The 17740-nt window shown below is 63.7% G+C and carries 19 protein-coding genes; 3 read left to right on the top strand and 16 right to left on the bottom strand.

Features of this window, described 5'->3' with window-relative positions; genetic code table 11:
- Nucleotides 1-101 precede the first annotated feature (101 nt).
- The 4 genes from HT051_RS00895 to HT051_RS00880 all read right to left on the bottom strand — a co-directional run bounded on the left by HT051_RS00895 (nt 102) and on the right by HT051_RS00880 (nt 3701).
- Nucleotides 102-1346, bottom strand: a complete 1245-nt coding sequence (locus HT051_RS00895; RefSeq protein WP_174540288.1) for an MFS transporter — start codon at nt 1344-1346, stop codon at nt 102-104.
- A gap of 188 nt (nt 1347-1534) precedes the next feature.
- Nucleotides 1535-1777, bottom strand: coding sequence for a hypothetical protein (locus HT051_RS00890; protein ID WP_174540287.1), 243 nt, complete (start codon nt 1775-1777; stop codon nt 1535-1537).
- Between the two features lie 12 nt (nt 1778-1789).
- Nucleotides 1790-3073: a cytochrome P450 gene (locus tag HT051_RS00885; RefSeq protein WP_174540286.1), complete on the bottom strand. Its 1284-nt coding sequence runs from the start codon at nt 3071-3073 to the stop codon at nt 1790-1792.
- Complete coding sequence (locus tag HT051_RS00880; protein ID WP_174540285.1) at nt 3042-3701, bottom strand: acyl-homoserine-lactone synthase; 660 nt, start codon at nt 3699-3701, stop codon at nt 3042-3044. Before HT051_RS00880 ends, HT051_RS00885 begins: the two co-directional genes overlap by 32 nt.
- Nucleotides 3702-3793: 92 nt before the next feature.
- On the opposite strand from HT051_RS00880, the gene HT051_RS00875 reads away from it, so the two are divergent.
- Nucleotides 3794-4576 (top strand): autoinducer binding domain-containing protein, encoded by a 783-nt coding sequence (locus HT051_RS00875; protein ID WP_371740594.1) that lies wholly within the window; start codon nt 3794-3796, stop codon nt 4574-4576.
- Nucleotides 4577-4599: 23 nt separating this feature from the next.
- Here the strand turns inward: HT051_RS00875 and HT051_RS00870 are convergent, their stop codons facing one another.
- Nucleotides 4600-5496, bottom strand: a complete 897-nt coding sequence (locus tag HT051_RS00870) for a hypothetical protein (RefSeq protein WP_174540284.1) — start codon at nt 5494-5496, stop codon at nt 4600-4602.
- A gap of 224 nt (nt 5497-5720) precedes the next feature.
- On the opposite strand from HT051_RS00870, the gene HT051_RS00865 reads away from it, so the two are divergent.
- On the top strand, nt 5721-6182 hold the full coding sequence (locus HT051_RS00865) for a DUF3617 family protein (RefSeq protein WP_174540283.1): 462 nt from the start codon (nt 5721-5723) through the stop codon (nt 6180-6182).
- A gap of 15 nt (nt 6183-6197) precedes the next feature.
- Here HT051_RS00865 and HT051_RS00860 read toward each other — a convergent pair whose 3' ends face one another.
- The 10 genes from HT051_RS00860 to HT051_RS00815 form a co-directional block, all read right to left on the bottom strand.
- Nucleotides 6198-6977: a sulfite exporter TauE/SafE family protein gene (locus tag HT051_RS00860; RefSeq protein ID WP_174540282.1), complete on the bottom strand. Its 780-nt coding sequence runs from the start codon at nt 6975-6977 to the stop codon at nt 6198-6200.
- Nucleotides 6971-7399 carry a YeeE/YedE family protein gene (locus HT051_RS00855; RefSeq protein ID WP_174540281.1) on the bottom strand — a complete coding sequence of 143 codons (429 nt, stop codon included), beginning with the start codon at nt 7397-7399 and terminating at the stop codon, nt 6971-6973. The genes HT051_RS00860 and HT051_RS00855 overlap by 7 nt, the downstream gene beginning before the upstream one ends.
- On the bottom strand, nt 7396-7812 hold the full coding sequence (locus HT051_RS00850; protein ID WP_174540280.1) for a YeeE/YedE family protein: 417 nt from the start codon (nt 7810-7812) through the stop codon (nt 7396-7398). Before HT051_RS00850 ends, HT051_RS00855 begins: the two co-directional genes overlap by 4 nt.
- A complete protein-coding gene (gene bigR / locus HT051_RS00845) occupies nt 7809-8111 on the bottom strand; it encodes a sulfite-sensing transcriptional repressor BigR (protein ID WP_174542796.1) in 303 nt (100 codons plus the stop codon). Before bigR ends, HT051_RS00850 begins: the two co-directional genes overlap by 4 nt.
- Nucleotides 8112-8164: 53 nt before the next feature.
- Nucleotides 8165-9475: a bifunctional sulfur transferase/dioxygenase Blh gene (gene blh / locus HT051_RS00840; protein ID WP_174540279.1), complete on the bottom strand. Its 1311-nt coding sequence runs from the start codon at nt 9473-9475 to the stop codon at nt 8165-8167.
- Between the two features lie 142 nt (nt 9476-9617).
- A complete protein-coding gene (locus HT051_RS00835) occupies nt 9618-10844 on the bottom strand; it encodes an MlaD family protein (protein WP_174540278.1) in 1227 nt (408 codons plus the stop codon).
- Complete coding sequence (locus HT051_RS00830) at nt 10844-11650, bottom strand: ABC transporter ATP-binding protein (protein WP_174540277.1); 807 nt, start codon at nt 11648-11650, stop codon at nt 10844-10846. The genes HT051_RS00835 and HT051_RS00830 overlap by 1 nt, the downstream gene beginning before the upstream one ends.
- 3 nt (nt 11651-11653) lie before the next feature.
- Nucleotides 11654-12790 (bottom strand): MlaE family lipid ABC transporter permease subunit, encoded by a 1137-nt coding sequence (locus HT051_RS00825; protein WP_174540276.1) that lies wholly within the window; start codon nt 12788-12790, stop codon nt 11654-11656.
- Between the two features lie 130 nt (nt 12791-12920).
- The gene (locus HT051_RS00820) at nt 12921-14471 is read right to left on the bottom strand and encodes a hypothetical protein (protein WP_174540275.1); all 1551 of its coding nucleotides are present in this window, start codon (nt 14469-14471) and stop codon (nt 12921-12923) included.
- Nucleotides 14472-14600: 129 nt separating this feature from the next.
- Entirely contained in the window at nt 14601-15533 is a 933-nt protein-coding gene (locus HT051_RS00815) for a PfkB family carbohydrate kinase (protein ID WP_174540274.1), read from the bottom strand.
- A 215-nt stretch (nt 15534-15748) separates the two neighbouring features.
- On the opposite strand from HT051_RS00815, the gene HT051_RS00810 reads away from it, so the two are divergent.
- Nucleotides 15749-16843, top strand: coding sequence for a linear amide C-N hydrolase (locus HT051_RS00810; RefSeq protein WP_174540273.1), 1095 nt, complete (start codon nt 15749-15751; stop codon nt 16841-16843).
- 8 nt (nt 16844-16851) lie between these two features.
- On the opposite strand, the gene HT051_RS00805 is transcribed toward HT051_RS00810, so the two are convergent.
- A complete protein-coding gene (locus tag HT051_RS00805) occupies nt 16852-17733 on the bottom strand; it encodes a DUF72 domain-containing protein (protein ID WP_174540272.1) in 882 nt (293 codons plus the stop codon).
- Nucleotides 17734-17740 lie beyond the last annotated feature (7 nt).

Below are 17740 nucleotides of genomic sequence, written 5' to 3'. Positions count from 1 at the left end.
CCTTATGGCCAAAGGCCTTGGCCCGTTACTCAAACTCCTATTTCGCCACGTCTTGCAGGCAGGAAAAAGGCAATTAGCACCATGAGTTAATCCGCCTGTGGTTAAACTGTGGACGGTTTTTCGGCCATTTTCGGCATCGCCGCGCCAGTTTCCGGCAGGAACACGGCCAAAAGCCCGATTGCCGGCAAAAATGCGCAGATGTGATAGACGAAATCGATGCTCGTCCGGTCGGCCAGCCAGCCCAACAGAGCGGCGCCGATGCCGGCGATTCCGAAGGCGAATCCGAAAAACAGCCCGGCCACCATGCCCACCTGTCCTGGAATCAGCGTCTGGGCATAGACCACGATGGCCGGAAAGGCCGAGGCCAGGATCACGCCGATCGGAATGGTCAGCGCCACCGTCCAGAACAGATTGGCGTAAGGCAGCGCCAGGGTGAACGGCAGCACGCCGAGAATCGACCACCAGATCACCCGGCGCGAACCGATCCGGTCGCCGATGGGACCGCCGATCACGGTTCCGGCCACCACCGCGCCCAGAAACACGAACAGATAGACTTGCGCCCCCTGCACCGAGATATCGAAGCTCTGGATCAGATAGAAGATGTAGAAGCTGGTGAGGCTGACCAGGTAGAAATGCTTGGAGAAGGTCAGCGCCAGCAAGATCGCGATCGGCTTGGCCACGCTTTTGCGCGTCACCGCCTCCACGGCTTTGCGTTCGTCTTCCATCGAGACGCGTTTCAGCTTCAGCGTCTTGCCGTACCAGGAGCCGACGCCGCCGAGCAGCATCATTCCCACGAGCGCCATGATCGCGAACCAGGCGATGGCCCCCTGCCCGTTCGGCAGGATGATGAAGGCGGCGAGCAGCGGCCCGATGGCGGTGCCGAAATTGCCGCCCACCTGGAACACCGATTGCGCCAGCCCGTGCCGCCCGCCCGAGGCGAGCCGCGCTACCCGCGAGCTCTCCGGATGGAACACCGACGATCCCATTCCGATCAGGCTTGCGGCGATCAGCACCATGGTGAAGCTGGAGGCCGCCGCCATCAGCAGCAGTCCGGCCAGCGAGGAACCCATTCCGACCACCAGCGAATAGGGCGTCGGATAGCGGTCGGTGACATAGCCGACCACCGGCTGCAGCAGCGAGGCGGTGCCTAGGAAGGCGAAGGTGATCAGCCCGATCTGGCCGAAATCCAGCGCGAAGTTCTGCTTCAGCAGCGGGTAGGTCGCAAGGATCAGCGACTGGATCACATCGTTGAACATGTGACAGACGCTGACTGCGATCAGGATCGCAACCACCGTGTTCTCGCCCGCTTCGCGGGCAGAGCTATGGTCGTTGACGCTGGAGGCCATGAGCTGAAGACGCCGATGCCGCCGCGCACCCGGCAAGGGGACGGGACAGACCGGCGGTCCTTTTGTGAAAGCCGATTGTCGAGCAGATAAGCCGCGCGCCGCCCAGTGCGGTGCGCGGGATGGGCCAAATATCACTTGCCGGAGGCAACGCCAAGATGGGAGCGGCGAAGCGTCCCGCGAGCTGGCGCTTAGGAGCTTTCGCGTGGCCCCATCTTGGTCGCTCTGGGGAGGAACTCGTCGAGGAGGTTCTGCCGCGACATGCGTAGGAGATGGGCGCTCATCGGGCTCATCTCCTCCAGATTCTCCAGCAGATAGTCCATCGCCGCGATGACCGGCCAAATCGAGCGGCCATGTCCCAGATCGCTGGCTGCCGTCCGGGGAAGCGGGATGATCTCGCCCCTGCGTCCTTTGTACGGCCCCGATTGCGCCATGGCGGTCGATCCTTAGGCGGCGGCCTCGCCGAATTGGAAGTTCTCGCGGATGCTCAGCCGCAGCTCGATCGGCGGCGGGATCAGCGTCACCGAGACTTTCGGCGCCGGCGCCGGCATCTCGCTCACCAGCGACATGCTGTAGGCGGAGGCAAATTCCAGCGCCAGGAGCTGAAGCTCCAGCAGCGCCACGCCCATGCCGACGCAGGTCCGCGGCCCGACCCCGAAGGGGATGTAGGACTTGTTGTTGAAAGACCGGTCGAGGCGGAAATTGTCCGGGTCGTCCCAATAGTCCGGATGCCGCTGCAGCTGCCAGGGGCAGAACAGCAAGGAGGTGCCCTTCTTCAGCTTATGGCCGGCGATCTCCACCGGCTTCTTGGTTTCCCGCGAGAACCACCAGGCCGAGGGGTAGAGCCGCAACACCTCCCGCGCCAGCGCCATGCTGAGCGGGGCATTCTTCAGGTCCGCCGCAACGATATCGCCCCCGCCGTCGGTGATCGCCATGCACTCCTGGGCGATCCGGTCGGCAAGGCCGGGCTCCGTGGTCAGATAGTAAAGCAGCCACACCGCCGCCGAGGCCGTGGTGTGATGGCCCGCCAGAAGCATGGTCAGAATCTCGTCGCGAATATCGCTATCGCTGAGACCCAGCTCCTCCAGCGAACCGAGCACGCTGCCCTGGCCGGCATTGGCGCGCACCCGCCGCACCACCAGCTCCATGATCTTATGGGCCTCTGCATATTTGCGCCGCCGCCGCAGCCAGGCGCGGGGTCCGCGCGGGATCACCCGGAACATGTCCTGGTCGAGCTCGTACTCGATCAGATTGACCGCGCGCAGCAGCGCCATCTCGTCGGCCGGGGACAGCACCTGATGGCCGAAAAGCGCAATCGAGATCAGCCGCAAGGTCAAAGGCCCGGTGATCTTGTGAGCGTCGAAGCTCTCCTCGCGGGCCAGCGAACCGGCCAGCTGGCGGATCGACGCCGCCATCGCCGGCACCTGCTCCAGCACCGTGGACCGCCCGAGCTTGGCATGCACCACGCCGCGGCGGCGCTTATGCTCATCCCCGGTGAGCAGCAGAAAGCTCTCGCCGAAAGCCGGCCTCAGCTTGCGGATGAACGCGCCCTTGTAGATCTCCTCTTCCGACCGGTTCAGGATCGGTTTCACCCATTCGGGCGAGGCGACCAGATAGATCGGATTGGGGCCGAGCGCGAGGCGCACCAGCGGCTCGTTGCCGCTATTGTTGCCCTTCTCGCGCATGAAGCCGAGGGGATCACGCCGAAATGCGCTCAGATCTGCGAACATGTGCTTCATCTTGGATATCCAGTTTGCTGGCCAGCGACAAAAGCTGCTGGAACTTCTCGCCGTTCTGATCTTGAAGAGGAATTTCGCCCGCGACGGCCCGGAGGTTGCGCCCGGAGCGATCGGTCCCGATCACCTGAGGCGGCCCGTAGCGCCGGGTCCGGATGCCCAGCCGTGTCAAAAATCGCTCATAGGTGAGGTCGGCCAGCGCCACGAGAGCCGTTGCCTGACGGGAGTGGCCGAACCGGAACATGAGCGAATAAAGGACGCGGGCGAGATAAAGCCGCTCGGTGCAGGGAGCCACACCGAAGCGACTTATCTCCCACACATCTGCCCGCGAGGGATAAGCGCGCAGAGTTGCGAGCTGGGGAAAAACGTCTCGGACCAAGTAGTTAGTATCTGTCGGAAGCGCCCGGAAACCGCCGATGATGGCGTCGTCCTTGAAGAGCGCGCAGTGCACTGCAGCATCGGTGTCGAATTGGTCTGACTCGCGGTCGCCAAATGTGGTCAAATCCCAGCCGAGCTCGTCGACGAACAGCGACTTGCGGAAGCGCTGTAGTGCATAGACAGTGTACGGATCGGTTTTTGCGCGGCAGAAAACCGCTCTGTAGATTTGCGCCTGTGGTGCCATGACCCATAATCGCCGTGAGGAATATGTTACCGGTCCCACTGTCGTCAGGAGAGGGCAGGCAAACCAGTCCCGAAAAATCGGGAGATTGAATTATGATGAAGGTGGATGAGGCAGTTGGAGCTATAGAGACGTGTAGCTCCACCGAAGAGTTAAAGAATACGCTTCAAGGTATTATTGAGGACTATGGATTTTCCTCGTTTAACATGCTGGATGCTGGAAATCCCCATGTAGACGTGCCTTTTTATATTGGAACGACGCCCGAAAATTGGGTTTCGACCTATATTTCCAACGGTTTCGTTCATGTGGATCCTTGCGTGGCCCGTGTGCGCCGCAGCAATACGCCCTTCTCCTGGGGCGATGTGGATGTCCCGAAATACGAGGGAACCGGGCGCAAGTCCGGCGCTTGGAAGACCATGGAGGCCGCCCAGGACCACGGTTTCCGGGAAGGCTTCGTGGTGCCCTTCCACTACACCGACCCGTTGGGGCGGGTCTATTCCAGCTCCAGCGCTTTCTATTGGACCGATCCGGTCAAGAAATACCGCTTCCTGCTCTCGCGCAAACGCTACGACCTGCACCTGATCATGATCTATTGGGCGCAGCGGGCGATCGACATCGTCGCCGAGCAGCACCGCAATCGCCAGGGGATCCTCGAAGCGCAGCAGGACCCGCGCACTGCGATCACCCTGACCGACCGCGAACGGGATGTGCTGTCCTGGGCGGCGCGCGGCAAGACCGTCGCCGATACCGCCGGCATTCTGTTTATCTCCGAATCCACCGTCGAGACCCATCTGCGCCATGCCATCGCCAAGCTGGGAGCAAGCAACAAGACCCATGGCGTCGTGAAGGCGATCTATCTCGGCCTGATCGACGTGTAGACGGCGGCGCGGCCGTTTCCGCGCTAGCTGGGGATCAGCAGCCCCGGAAAATGCGAGCTGCAGGCCATCACATGGGTGATCGCGGCCCGGTCGTATTCGTCGCCTGAACGGTAGCTCTCGAAATAGCGGTTCAGCGCCTCCACCTGCTCCGGCCAGGCATCCACCGCCTGTAAGCCCACCGAGACGCCGTAATTGGTGAAGGCGAAGCGGATCTGCGGTAGGCCCGGCTCGCGGCAGAAATAGCCCTCCTCGATCCACATATGGCCGAGCACGGCGAGGCAGCGGCGGTGCTGCTCGCGTGCCCAGGGCTCTTGCGGGAAGAAATGGCTCATCCACAGCATCATGCCGATGCCGAGATCCTGAGTGATGGTCAGCTGCGGCGCGGTCTGGTCGATCAGCGTCCGCATCTGCGCGATCTCCGGCGCCAGCGCCGTCTCGTCCAGCATCCGGTAGGAAACATAGCCGTCGAAGGCGTCCAGCGCGCCGAAGCCGTATCCGGGATAGGGGCCGGAAAGATCCTCTTCCATTTTCCACCACACCCCGCGGCCGGGCACGTAGAAGGCGGGGTGGACATCCTTGGCCAGCGCCACGCCCTTCTCGCGGTAAGCCGGATCGTGCCGGCCGAGCACCGAGAGCGCGTAGAGCCACATCGCCAGATAGTGGAAATATTGTCCGTCGCGGTCGGCTTCCTCGCCGATGCGGATGCCGCGCTTGCGCCCCAGCACCCGGTCGACCTCGGCGACTAAGGCCTTCGCCTCATCGAGATAGCGCGGCTCGTTCAGCTCTTCATACAGCGACACCAGCAGCACCAGCCCGAAAGCATCCGTCCAAAGGTAGCGCAGGCCGTTCGGCCAGATCGCCTCGTCCCGCATCCAGGCGAGCTTTTTCAGGACATATCCGGTGTCTTTCAGTCCGCGCATGAAACCGCCGACCTCGCATTGCCAGTGAAAGCAAGTCTAGCATCGCTTCGGGCTCAGGCGGAAATCGCAGGCAGGGCGCAGGAAAAATTATCCTGTGAAGTCGGGCATTCGTGCCAGGCCCATCTGCGCTATTGTCCGCCTCGATCACGACCGGCAAACAAGGTCGAGCCAGAAAAAAAATCCAGCCAGAAAAATCCAATACGGAAACGACCCAAGAGGATCCCATGTCCAGCGTTCACGTCTCCACCAAGATGGCCATTGCAATGCTGCTTTGCGGCTTTGCTCTCGCTACCGTCCCGGCCTCGGCCACCGAAGTCCCTAAGCGCAAGCTCGGCCATTGGGAACTCACCACCGTTACGCCCGGCGTCGGCAAGCGCGTCTTCGATATCTGCGTGACCGACAAGGACAATATCGCGATTCCGGAAAATGCCGGCGAATGCGGTGAGCCGGAAGTTCTGGATGCCGGCAGCGAGACCATCGTCAACGTCACCTGCATGCAAAACGGCGCCAAGCAGGTAATCTCTACGGCGCTGTCCGGCGATTTCGACAAGCGCTACCACGCCGTGGTGAAGATGACCTTCGATCCGCCCATGGGTGGCATGGATCATTTCGGCATGACCATCGACGGCAAGTTCGTCAGCACCGACTGCCCGGAGACCGAAGGCCAGGTGGAGGAAGAGCGCTAGGCGCTCTTCGTTGCTTTAGCCCAAAAAGGCGCCTCGTGAACGATAGAGGATATAAGCGGCGACCGCGAAGATCACCACGGAGAAGATCTTGTTGAGGTAATCCTTCTCGCCGGAGAGGCGCTTGGCCAGCATCATGCCGGCCAGCCCGCCAAGGATGCCGCCGGCGATGAACTCCGCCGTCACCGGCCAGTCGATAAGTCCCGAGCGGGCATAGTTGATGGCGGTGACCAGCCCGAACGTGCCCACGGCGAGCAGCGAGGAGCCGACCGCGTTGATGGTCGGCATGCGCGTTGCCGCGATCAGGCAGGGCACGATCAGGAAGCCGCCGCCCACCCCGAAGAAGCCGGATCCGGCGCCGGCGAGCAGCGCCAGCGCACCGGTCGTCACGCAGGTCTTGAGATTGGCATTCCGCTCGCCGGGGGCGCATGCGGTGCGCGGGCGAAGCATCAGCACGCCCACCACCACCATCAGAATGCCGAACAGGAACAGCAGCTGCTGCCCATCCACCGCCTTGCCGAGGCTTGAGCCGAGCAGGGCGCCGAGCGAGCCGACGATGGCAAAGACGATAGCGCAGCGCCACCAGACATGGCCGGCGCGGGCATGGGAAATCAAATTGGCATAGGCGTTGACCGAGACGGCCAGCGCGCTGGTGCCGATGGCGACATGGGTCTGCTCGATGCCGACCACATAGAGCAGAAGCGGCGTCGCCAGGATCGAGCCGCCGCCGCCGATCAGCCCGAGAGCGAAGCCCACCAGGGCACCGCAGCCGATGGCAAGAAGATTGCCGGTCAGCATGACGAGGAGGACACCGCCCTGTCATGGATCAGCATGCCGATCACCATGGCGGTGACGAACACGACGATCGGTGTTACGCCGAGAGCCAGATCGGCGATGGCAGGTCCCGGGCATAGCCCGGCCATACCCCAGCCGATTCCGAAGATCGCCGAGCCGCCAATCAGCCGTTTATCGATCGGAGTCGTGCTGGGAAGCTGGAAGCCTTGATCGAACAGCGGATGGCCCATGGCCCGCCGGATCACCACGCCGAGCATGGCGACGGCCACCGCACCGAACAGCACGAAGGCAAGGCTCGGATTCCAGTCACCGGCGATGTCGAGAAAGCCGCGCACCCGGCTCGGATCCACCATGCCGGAAAGCGACAGGCCGAAGCCGAACATGGTGCCGCAAAGAAGCGCTGCGGCGATGCGCAAAATACTCATAGTCCGAAAAGCCCCATAACGAAGACGGTGAGGATGGCGGTGGCCATGAAGGTGAGGGTGGCGGCGATGGAGCGGGGCGACAGCCGGGCCATACCGGCGACGCCGTGGCCGCTGGTGCAGCCGGAGCCGAGACGGCTGCCGAAGCCGACCAGCAAGCCGGCGATGGCAAGCAGAACCACGCCGCCCTGAATGTGGATCTCCGGCCAGCCGCCGAACACCGCGCGGTAGATCACCGGCCCGAGAATCAGCCCGGCGACGAACAGCGCATTCACCAGAAAGCGTTCATCCAGCTTGCGGAACACGCCGGCAAGCAGACCGCTGATCCCGGCCGTCCGTCCGTTGAGCAGCATCAGCAGTGCGACCGACAGGCCGATCAAGGCGCCGCCGGCCAGCTGCGGCCAATAGATACTCATTCCAAATCTCCGTTCGCCGCGTCGGCGCAGTAGATGTGATAGAGCGCCTCGACGAGCCGGGCCGCCTTCTCGGCGCTGAGCCGGTAGAAGATCTGCTTCGCCTCGCGGCGGGTCTCGACGATCTCCGCCTGGCGCAGCACGGTGAGCTGCTGGGAGAGGTTCGGCTGATGGATATCCAGCCGCGCCTCCAGCTCGCCCACCGAGAACTCGCCTTCCACGAGCGTGCAGACGATCATCAGCCGCGCCGGATGGGCCAGCGTCTTCAACAGCGCTGCCACCTCTCCGGCGCGGGCCTGCATCTCAGCCAGGCTCAGCTCTTTGGTCTTTTCGAAGCCTGTGATTGCCACGGCGCTTAGTCCCAAGCCGCGCCTTCGAGCGCGTTCAGCGGGAATTTCAGATAGCGCTGGCCGTTATCCTCCGGCTCGGGCAGCCGCCCGCCGCGGATATTGATCTGCAGCGCATGCAGGATCTTGTTGGGCATCGGCAGGCTCCGGTCCCGCGCCTCGCGCACCTTGACGAACTCTTCCTCCGTCATGTTGTGCAGATGCGGGTTCTTCTGCTTCTGTTCGCCCACGGTGCTCTCCCAAAGCGCGTTACGTCCGCCCGGTTCGTAATCATGGCCGGTGAACACGCGCGTCTCGTCGGGAAGCGCCAGGATGTCCTGGATCGACTTCCAAAGCACCTTGGCGCTGCCGCCGGGGAAGTCGGCGCGGGCCGTGCCGCTATCGGGCATGAAGATGGTGTCGTGCACGAAGGCGGCATCGCCGATCACATAGGTGATCGAGGCCAGCGTATGCCCGGGCGAGAACATCACCTTGGCCGGGATGTTGCCGACCTTGAAGGTCTCGCCGTCCTTGAACAGATGGTCCCATTGCGAGCCGTCCGCCGGCAGGTCGGGCCAGTTATAGATGCCCTTCCAGAGCTTCTGCACGTCGATCACATGCTCGCCGATGCCGGTCGGCGCGCCGGTCTTCTCGTGCAGGTAATGCGCCGCCGAGAAATGGTCGGCATGGGGGTGGGTGTCGAGGATCCACTCGACCGTGAAGCCTTCCTTGGCGATGTAGTCGAGGATCTTGTCCGCCTCGATGGTGGCGACGGCACCCGACTTATCGTCGAAATCCAGCACCGGATCGATGATGGCGCATTTCTTCGTCTCCGGATCGGTGACGACATATTGGATGCTGCCGGTGCGCTTCTCGTAAAAGCCCTTCACGATCGGATGGCCTGCGGCCGGCTTGACGCCGTGGCGGTTCAGCCAGGTGTCGACGAAGCCGAGGTCGAAACCGTGGCGCGTGCCGAACAGCCCGACATCTTCGGGCTTCATCCGCCCGTCCAGAACCTCGCCCAGCGCATAAAGGCCGAGAGCCCGTGCGCCGGTCTTGCAATGGGCGACCACGGGGCCGTCCGACTGCGTGAGCGCGGACTGGAATTTCCGCACATCCGCCTCGGTGATGCTGTCGGTGGTCACCGGAACATTGCTGTAGCCGAGCCCGGCATCGGCGGCGGCTTTCGCCTCCGCGTCGGAGCCCGGCTGATCCTCGGTCTCGCCCTCGGGGCGGGCGTTGACCACGGTCTTGAAGCCGGCTTTGAAGAAGTCGGCAAAATTCTCAGGCTTCGGTTGCTCGGCAACCGCGAGCCGGTCAGTCACGCGAACCAAATCCATCGTCTTTTCCTCGCTAGACGCTTATCAATATATAATTGCATATAATATATATTGATGGGGCGGCAAGGCAAGGGATCGTGCCGGCACAGATTGTCGCAAGGAGAGGCGCGGGCCTGGGAGCCCGCGCGACGCGTGCTTCGCCTTAAGGCGTCATGCCATCGGCGGGCATGCCGCCGTCATCGCCCGGAGGAGCGGGAAAATCGTCGCCGCTGGGCATTGGTGCCGGCTTCGGCGCCGATGCGATCGTCTCCACCGTCCAAGGCACCAGCGCTTCCTGCAGCTTCAGAAAGCCGTCATTCAGCGCCATGGCCGCCGCGGCGCCCGTATCGGAACCCACCGGCGTCTTGGAGCTGAATTTCTTGGCGCCCACGATCTTGCCGTCCCGCTCCACGAGCTTCGCCACCATATCGATCGTCGCCTCGGGCCGGTCCCCGCCGGTGACCAGGGCAAAGCGACGGAAATCCAGCTGCAGCTGGAAATCGGCGTCGAGCGTATCGGCCGGCCGGCCGACCGAGCCGAGATAGCCGGCATTCTCGAAACTGCCGATGATCGCCGCGCCCGCCAGCGTGGTCATGGAATCGCTCCACTGCGCGTCGCTAAGATCGGTGCGTTCGCCATCGGGCGAGAACTCGCCGATCTTCTCGGTGCTGGCCGAAAGCAGTGCCATGGGCTCCGGCACCAGAAGCTGCCAGTCCGGCTTGGTCTTCGGCGGCGCCGGAAAATCCTTCGCCGAGGCGAGGCCGAACACCCGCACCTTGACCTCGTCCTTGCCGGCGCCGGTGAGCGAGGCGAGCCCGTCGATCAGCCCGTCGATCTTGTCGGAGTTCCGCGCCAGCGCGCCGGAGAAAGTATCGAAATTGGCGATGGCGTCTTTCAGGTTCTGGCGGTTCTCGGCCAGGATGCCGTCGACCTTCTGCAGCGCCGACTGCGCCGACTGCATCCAGTCGAGCCCGGCATTGGGCGGCGCCATCAGAACCGGCGCGGCGCCGTCTTTCCCTTCCAGCACCGGAGAGTCGGGCGCTCCGCCGGTCAGTGCGATGGCCGAGGAGCCGGTCAGCCCCTGCACCGCGACGCCGACCTTGGTGTCCTCCCGCAAGGGCAGATTGCTGTCTACCGCGATGGTCACCAGCGCTTCGTCGGGGGCCGAGCCGTCGAGCGAAAGCTCCGTCACCTCGCCAGCGCGCAAGCCGTTGAACAGCACCGGCGACCCCGGATAGAGCCCGTAGACCGGCGTATCGAACTGGATCTTGTAGGTCGTCCGCTGTCCGAAGCCGCCGGTATTCTCCATCCAGTAGACGAAGCAGAACACCGCCACCACAGCGGCCAGCATGAAGGATCCGATCAGGATATAGCGTGCGCGGGTTTCCATTAATCGCCCCTGTTCGCCGGTTGCGGTTGTTTACGCTGCGCGGCCAGCAGCTCGCCGCGCTTTCCTCCGAAATAAGCTTTCACCCAAGGATGCTCGCTTTTCAGCAGGGTTTCGATGGTGCCTTCGGCCACGATGCGCCCGTCGGCGATTGCCGCCACCCGGTCGCAGATCGAATAAAGACTCTCAAGATCGTGGGTGACCATGAATACGGTGAGCCCCAGGGTTTGCTGCAAGGTGCGGATCAGCTCGTCCAGCTCCCCCGCAGAGATCGGGTCGAGACCCGAGGTCGGCTCGTCGAGAAACACGATCTCCGGGTCGATGGAGAGCGCCCGGGCGAGCGCTGCGCGTTTGGTCATGCCGCCGGAGAGCTCGGACGGAAACTTGTCCGCGTCCTGCGGCGTCAGCCCCACCATCTCCAGCTTGGCCAGCGCGATCTGATCCATCAGCTCTTGCGAGATATCCAGCGTCTCGCGCATCAAAAACTGCACGTTCTGGCGGATGGTCAGCGAGGAGAACAGCGCGCCCTGCTGGAACAGCACGCCCCAGCGCCGCTCGATCCCCCGCCATTCCTCGTCGCTTGCGTCCGATTGGTCCTGACCCAGAACCTCGATCGTGCCGCCGCGCTTCGGCAGCAGGCCGATGATGGTCCGAAGCAGCACCGATTTGCCGCTGCCCGAGGCGCCAACCACGCCGAGCACCTCGCCGCGCCGGGCCGAGAGCGTGAGCCCGTCCAGCACATTGCGGTCGTCGAAGCCAACCACCAGATCGCGCACTGAGATGACGTCGTCGGCCATGAAAGAGGTCATGTCCTAGAGCCCGATCGATGCGAAGAAGATGGCGAAGAATCCGTCCAGCACGATCACCAGGAAGATCGACTTCACCACCGAGGCGGTGGTCTGCAGGCCGAGGGATTCGGCGGAGCCGCGCACCTTGAGCGCCTGCGCGCAAGCCACGATGCCGATGGCGAGCCCCATGAACGGCGCCTTGATGATCCCGACCTTGAAATGGGCGACGGAGATCACGTCGCCGAGCCGGGTGATGTAGATCTCCGGGCTCATCCCGCCATAAAGCCAAGCCACGATGCCGCCACCGACAAGCGCCGCCATCGAGCCGATAAAGGTCAGCACGGGAAGAGCGAGGGTCAGCGCCAGCACCCGCGGCAGCATCAACACCTCGACCGGGTTGAACCCCATGGTCCGCAGCGCGTCGATCTCCTCGCGCATCATCATCGAGCCGAGCTCGGCGGTGTAGGACGAGCCGGAACGTCCCGCCACCATGATGGCAACGATCAAGACGCCCACCTCGCGCAACACCAGGATGCCGACCAGGTCGATGGCGTAATCCTCCGCCCCGAAGCGGCGGAAATGGAACAGCCCCTGCTGGGCGATGATGCCGCCGATCAGAAGCGTGATCAGCACGATGATCGGCACCGCCTGCCAGGCCACTCGGTCGAGCTGATGCACCAGCGAGGTGAGACGGAAGCTCATCGGGCGCTTGATCACGTCGAAAGCGGCGGCGGAGAGCGAGCCCAGCATATTGGCGAAGTCGATGAATTCGCGGCCCGTGCCGACCCCGGCGCGGCCCACCGTCTCCACGCCCTCGATCACCGGATTGCCGCGTACCGGCGGAGGCGGCGTGTCGAGATTGACCTCCGCCATCTCGTCCAGCAGCCCGTGATCCTGCGCCGGCAGCTTGGCGACGGTGACCTTGCTGCCGGCATCGCGCCATTCGCGCTTCAGCCGCTCCAGCAGCCAGGCGCCATAGCTGTCGAAGGCGGTGACGCCGCCCATATCGATGCGCACCGTCTTGGCGCCGGTGGCTTTCGCGCGCGTCTCTTCCAGCAGCGCCTCCAGCTCGGCGGCGTGATGCGCCGTCCAGGCGCCGCCGCCGGAAAGCGCCAGCCGGCTGCCGTCGAACTCGCTGGTCAAAAGACGTGTCGCGCTCAAGCGGACTTCCTCCGAGCCTTAATCAACGCCGCCATCCCAGATGCTTGTTTCAGCCGCGGAATGCCAGGGGCCCGCATGGAAATGCCGCAGGTCGAGCCCGGGTGCAAGGTTGAACGCTCAAGGTTAAGGGCTAGTCGTCCTCGTGACAGCCTTCGAGCGCGCTCCACACCAGGCCCGGCGGACATTGTGGCTGTGCCGGCGCTGATTGCCGCTGCACGCAGCGCCCGCCAACGGCCTTATAGCCGGGTCCACAATAGCGCACCGCATCGCTCGGCGTCATGCAGCGCCCTTCCACCTTGATCTGCCCCGCCCCGCAGCCGGATTTGTTTTTCGGTTTCGGCTTCGGTTTGGCGGCTGGTTTCGGCGCGGCCTTTTCCGCTGCGCAGTCCGGCGCGCTGGCGCCGCAGCGGTTGAGCACGGCGCAGATCGCCGTCTTGCTGCCCTTCAGCTGCAAGGTGGTCTGGAACGGCGGCGCCGAGAGGATGACGCTATTCTCGGTGAGGAAGTTCTTCACCGTGGCGCCGGCCGGAACGAAGCCCTTCGCATTCGCCGGATCGTTCAGCACCACATCGCCGGTCATGCCCTCGACCCGCGCTGCGGTCGCCACCGAAGCGCCGTTGGAGAATTGCAGCAGCATGCGCCCCGCATCGGGATCGGAACCGGTGCCGATCGCCGTCTCCAGCCCCTGAGAGATGCGGGTGTCGAACGCCGGATAGACGCCGTGCGGCGTCGCCTGCAGCTTCATCGACAGCTTCTTATTGGCATTGCAATAGGTGATGAATTGGATGCCCGGCGCCTGCACGCTTGCGGCGAAGACCGAGCTGTTCCCCTCATCCATCGGGAAGTCGAAATTCACCCACGCACTCGTGCCGGGTCCCGGATTGACGGTGGAGAGCCGGATCTCCGGCTCGGCCGCGGCCGCCTCTTCCTTCGGCGTCGGTTCCGCCGGAAGCTTGGCCGGTGGCGCTGAGCCCAGCTTCGCCAGGTAAGCGCGGGCGAGATCGGCGCGGAAGCCGGTCGGGAAGCTGCTCAAGAAGGCATCCCAGGCTTCCACCGTGCCGAGCTCCTTGGCGCTCTCGAAAGCTTCCTTCTCGGAGATTTCCGAAGCCGGTGCTTCCGCCGCCTCGATTGGGTCCTGCTCGGCCATGGTCTGAGCGGCCTCTTGCTCGTCGTTAGCCATTTCCGCCGTGCCGCCGCCAAGCCGGTTACAAGCAGCGAGGAAGTGCTCCACCTTGGCCTCGGCCCCTTTCAGGCTGAGATCGCTCGCGCGGTGCCCGGACACTTCGTAGGTCAGCGTCTCCTGATCGGCGATCGCCTGCCACAGCCCGTCCTCCGTGGAGGGTTTTACCTCAACCCCGGCGATGCCCATCTCCGCGCCGATGCCGATCACCTCGCCCGGCAGCGTCTCGGAGAAGGACCCGGCGGAAAACTTCACCTCGGCCGCCTCGCCATTGGAGAGCCCGCCCACATCGGCTTCCAGCTTCAGGCTCGGCGCCCCGCCCTCGCACACTGCATTGGCTCGCACCGCGTCGGTCTCCGGAATGCCGAAGATCAGCGAGGCGGTCTCGTCATATTGGTAGAAGCTCCAGACATACTCTTCGCTCTGGGCCCGCGACGGCGACGAAGCGCCCAGAAGCAAAACGGTGCAGCACAGCCCGGCTGCGAAACTCTTGAAACTCATGATCTGGCGCTCCCCAAAATATGTCCAAGACGCCTCGTTATTCGGTTGGGCCATTCCAGCCGGCGTCTCGATTGAATATCGGCAAAAAACAAATAGCGCGTGTTCCCGTCCGCCGATAGAGCAAGCGGATTAGAGGCTGTTCCGGTCCAGCGGCCGCACCGTGACATGGGAGGCGATCTCCTGGATATGCGCCAGCTTGCCGGTTCCCAATCCATGGCGGGTGACGTTGAGCGCGCCCGCGGCCGCGGCCATGCGCAAGGCCGCATCCGGCTTCATGCGCCTTGCCTCGGCCACCGCCAGCGCCGCGGTCATGGAATCCCCGGCGCCGTGATGATCCAACGCCTCGAAGCGCGGCGGTGTCACCTCCAGCAGCCGGTCGCCGAGCAAGGCGATGGCCGGCTCCTCGGCGCAGGAGACGATGACGTTCTCCGACTTGGATGTCTCGCTGATCTTGAGCAGCCCGGCGACCACATTCGCCCGCTCGGTATTCTCGCAGAACCCGGCCCGGAGCAGCTCCTCATGGCTGACCTTCAAGAACGTGATCCCGCCATCCACGGCCAGCAGCGCCCCGCGGGAGAGATCGGCGATCACCTTCACCCCGTTGGCATGAAGATCGTGTGCCAGGCGCCGGTAGAATTCCGGCGCCAGAATGTCTTCCTTGATCGCACCGGTGAGCACCACCACGCCGGCATGCATCCCGGCGGTCAGCACCGCGTCGTAGAGATCGTCGGATTCATGCCGGTTCAGCTCGGCGCATTCCATATCGGCGACTGTCTGGCGGTTGCCCTCGCGCCGGTCATGCACATAGCCGCCATTCCATTCGTCGCTGTCGATGGCTTGCAGCGCGATGCCCTCCGCCTCGATCAGGGCCCGCACCACCGTGCCGGATTCCCCGCCGATCGGGCCGCACAAGATCGGCTTGCTGCCGAGATTGGCGATCATCCGCGCCACCCAGAAGCCTTGCCCGCCAGCGTGGAAATAGATCTCGTCTTTCCCTTCGGCTGTCCGCTCGATGGTGACGGTGAAGATCGGCCATGGCGCCAGCACGCAAATTTCGGTCATCAAGGCTCCTCCGGCGTCTCCTGCGATCGGCATCGTCGACGTTCCTTCGGGGACGGGCTGTCCCTGCGAACGAGCAGTAGAGGATGCTTGTGACAGCGGTGCAAGGCAGCCTGCCCCAGCAATGCTCGGATTTTTCCAGTTGAAACAACGGGGTCTTAACGAGCGTTAGACTAGAGAGCGTATCCGAACACCGCTCTAACCCGGAGGCACGACTTATGTCCGCAAGGCCCCTCTTCTCGATCCTGACTGCAACGCTGCTCGCGGCCGGCAGCCTAGCACCCGATACCGCCACTGCCTGCACCCGCGCCCTCTATGTCGGCCCCGACGATACCGTGATCACCGGGCGCAGCATGGATTGGAAGGAGGACATGCAGACCGATCTGTGGGTCTTCCCCCGCGGCATGAAGCGCAGCGGCGAGGCCGGCCCGGGCTCTCCGGAATGGACCTCCAAATACGGCAGCGTGATCGCCTCCTCCTACAACATCGCCAGTGCCGACGGCATGAACGAGAAGGGGCTGGTCGCCAATCTGCTCTATCTCGCCGAATCCGACTATGGCGACGATACCAAGAACCCGCCGCTCTCCATTGCCCTCTGGGCGCAATATGTGCTCGACAATTTCGCCACCGTCTCCGAGGCGGTGCAGCATCTCACCGATCATCCGTTCCGCATCGTCACCGCCAAGCTGCCCAACGGCTCGGCCGGCACGCTGCATCTTTCCATCTCCGACAGCAGCGGGGATTCGGCGATCTTCGAATATGTCGGCGGCAAGCTCGTCGTGCATCACGGCAAGCAGTACAAGGTGATGACCAACTCGCCGACCTACGACCAGCAGCTTGCCCTCAACACCTATTGGGAGCAGATCGGCGGGCTTAGCTTCCTGCCCGGCACCAACCGTGCCGCCGACCGCTATGCGCGCGCCTCCTTCCTGATCGATGCGGTGCAGAAGAAGCTCGCCGAGAACTACATCTCCGATGTGCCTGGCCACTCTTATGCCAACCAGGCGGTGGGCCAGACATTGTCGGTGATCCGGGCCGTCAGCGTGCCGCTCGGCATCACCACGCCGGGCCAGCCGAATATCGCCTCCACCATCTGGCGTGTCGCGGCGGATCAGAAGGACCTGGTCTACTTCTTCGATTCCGCCACGGCGCCGAACACCTTCTGGGTGAAGTTCTCCGATCTCGACTTCTCCGAGGGCGCCAGCCCCAAGAAGCTGCCCATTGCCGGCGGGCATTACTACTCCGGCAATGCGGCCTCCGAATTCATCGAGGCCAAGCCCTTCGAGTTCATGGGCGTCGACCCGAGCATGTAGCCTGCGCGCTATTTCCCGATGCCGAGGCGCTTTGCCAGCGTCTCGGCATTTTTCGGCGCGAGCACCTTCCGGTCATTGTCGAAATAGACGAACACGTCGCGCCCCGTTTTGCGCAAGTCTGCTTCGCCGCAAACCCGCTCCGCGTCTTTCGGCTCGCCGCCTTTCGCCCAGGCCCGGATACGCCGCGCCCAGTCCTTCAGCGCCTCGTCATCGTAGCCGGAGGCATAGAGCTCCTCGGAGCCGTGCAGCCGGCAATAGATGAAATCGGCAGTGACATCCATCAGCCGCGGCCAATCCACCGTATCGGCGCAGACCAGCGCGATTCTGTATTTCCGCAGCAGTGCGACGAAGGCCGGATTGCGGAAGCTGTCATGGCGGATCTCTACCGCATGGCGCATCGGACGGCTTTTGTCCGGGGTCAGCACCGCCCGCCCGGTGACCTTGTCGTCGTGGCGCTTGGCGAGCTTCGAGGCGGCTTGCGTGTCGTGCGGCAGCAGCTTGAAGAAATCTTCGAAGCGCTCCGCCTCGAATTTCATATTGGGCGGAAACTGCCAGAGGATAGGCCCCAGCTTCTCTTTCAGATTGAACAGGCCCGAGGCAAGGAAATTGGCGACCGGCGCCTCGACTTCGCGCAAGCGCCGAAGATGGGTGATGTAGCGCGGCGCCTTCACCGAGAAGACGAATCCTTCCGGCGTCTCCTCCCGCCAGCGGGCGAAGCTCTCCGGCCGCTGCAGCCCGTAGAACGTGCCGTTGATCTCGATGGAGCGGAATTGCCGCGAGGCATATTCCAACTCGCGCTTCTGGGTGAGACCGTCGGGATAGAACACCCCGCGCCAGGGCTTATAGGTCCAGCCTGAAATGCCGATGCGGATATCGCCCGTCGCCGCCATTGCGCTC

Source organism: Methyloligella sp. GL2, assembly GCF_013341275.1.
Taxonomy (GTDB): domain Bacteria; phylum Pseudomonadota; class Alphaproteobacteria; order Rhizobiales; family Methyloligellaceae; genus Methyloligella.
This window is presented reverse-complemented; position numbering and strand designations above follow the sequence as displayed.

What these genes read in the sequence shown, in the direction of transcription:
- HT051_RS00895 (WP_174540288.1), bottom strand. Translation starts at nt 1,346, where the DNA reads ATGGCCTCCAGCGTCAACGACCATAGCTCTGCCCGCGAAGCGGGCGAG.
- HT051_RS00890 (WP_174540287.1), bottom strand. Translation starts at nt 1,777, where the DNA reads ATGGCGCAATCGGGGCCGTACAAAGGACGCAGGGGCGAGATCATCCCG.
- HT051_RS00885 (WP_174540286.1), bottom strand. Translation starts at nt 3,073, where the DNA reads ATGTTCGCAGATCTGAGCGCATTTCGGCGTGATCCCCTCGGCTTCATG.
- HT051_RS00880 (WP_174540285.1), bottom strand. Translation starts at nt 3,701, where the DNA reads ATGGCACCACAGGCGCAAATCTACAGAGCGGTTTTCTGCCGCGCAAAA.
- HT051_RS00875 (WP_371740594.1), top strand. Translation starts at nt 3,794, where the DNA reads ATGATGAAGGTGGATGAGGCAGTTGGAGCTATAGAGACGTGTAGCTCC.
- HT051_RS00870 (WP_174540284.1), bottom strand. Translation starts at nt 5,496, where the DNA reads ATGCGCGGACTGAAAGACACCGGATATGTCCTGAAAAAGCTCGCCTGG.
- HT051_RS00865 (WP_174540283.1), top strand. Translation starts at nt 5,721, where the DNA reads ATGTCCAGCGTTCACGTCTCCACCAAGATGGCCATTGCAATGCTGCTT.
- HT051_RS00860 (WP_174540282.1), bottom strand. Translation starts at nt 6,977, where the DNA reads ATGCTGACCGGCAATCTTCTTGCCATCGGCTGCGGTGCCCTGGTGGGC.
- HT051_RS00855 (WP_174540281.1), bottom strand. Translation starts at nt 7,399, where the DNA reads ATGAGTATTTTGCGCATCGCCGCAGCGCTTCTTTGCGGCACCATGTTC.
- HT051_RS00850 (WP_174540280.1), bottom strand. Translation starts at nt 7,812, where the DNA reads ATGAGTATCTATTGGCCGCAGCTGGCCGGCGGCGCCTTGATCGGCCTG.
- bigR (WP_174542796.1), bottom strand. Translation starts at nt 8,111, where the DNA reads ATGCAGGCCCGCGCCGGAGAGGTGGCAGCGCTGTTGAAGACGCTGGCC.
- blh (WP_174540279.1), bottom strand. Translation starts at nt 9,475, where the DNA reads ATGGATTTGGTTCGCGTGACTGACCGGCTCGCGGTTGCCGAGCAACCG.
- HT051_RS00835 (WP_174540278.1), bottom strand. Translation starts at nt 10,844, where the DNA reads ATGGAAACCCGCGCACGCTATATCCTGATCGGATCCTTCATGCTGGCC.
- HT051_RS00830 (WP_174540277.1), bottom strand. Translation starts at nt 11,650, where the DNA reads ATGACCTCTTTCATGGCCGACGACGTCATCTCAGTGCGCGATCTGGTG.
- HT051_RS00820 (WP_174540275.1), bottom strand. Translation starts at nt 14,471, where the DNA reads ATGAGTTTCAAGAGTTTCGCAGCCGGGCTGTGCTGCACCGTTTTGCTT.
- HT051_RS00815 (WP_174540274.1), bottom strand. Translation starts at nt 15,533, where the DNA reads ATGACCGAAATTTGCGTGCTGGCGCCATGGCCGATCTTCACCGTCACC.
- HT051_RS00810 (WP_174540273.1), top strand. Translation starts at nt 15,749, where the DNA reads ATGTCCGCAAGGCCCCTCTTCTCGATCCTGACTGCAACGCTGCTCGCG.
- HT051_RS00805 (WP_174540272.1), bottom strand. Translation starts at nt 17,733, where the DNA reads ATGGCGGCGACGGGCGATATCCGCATCGGCATTTCAGGCTGGACCTAT.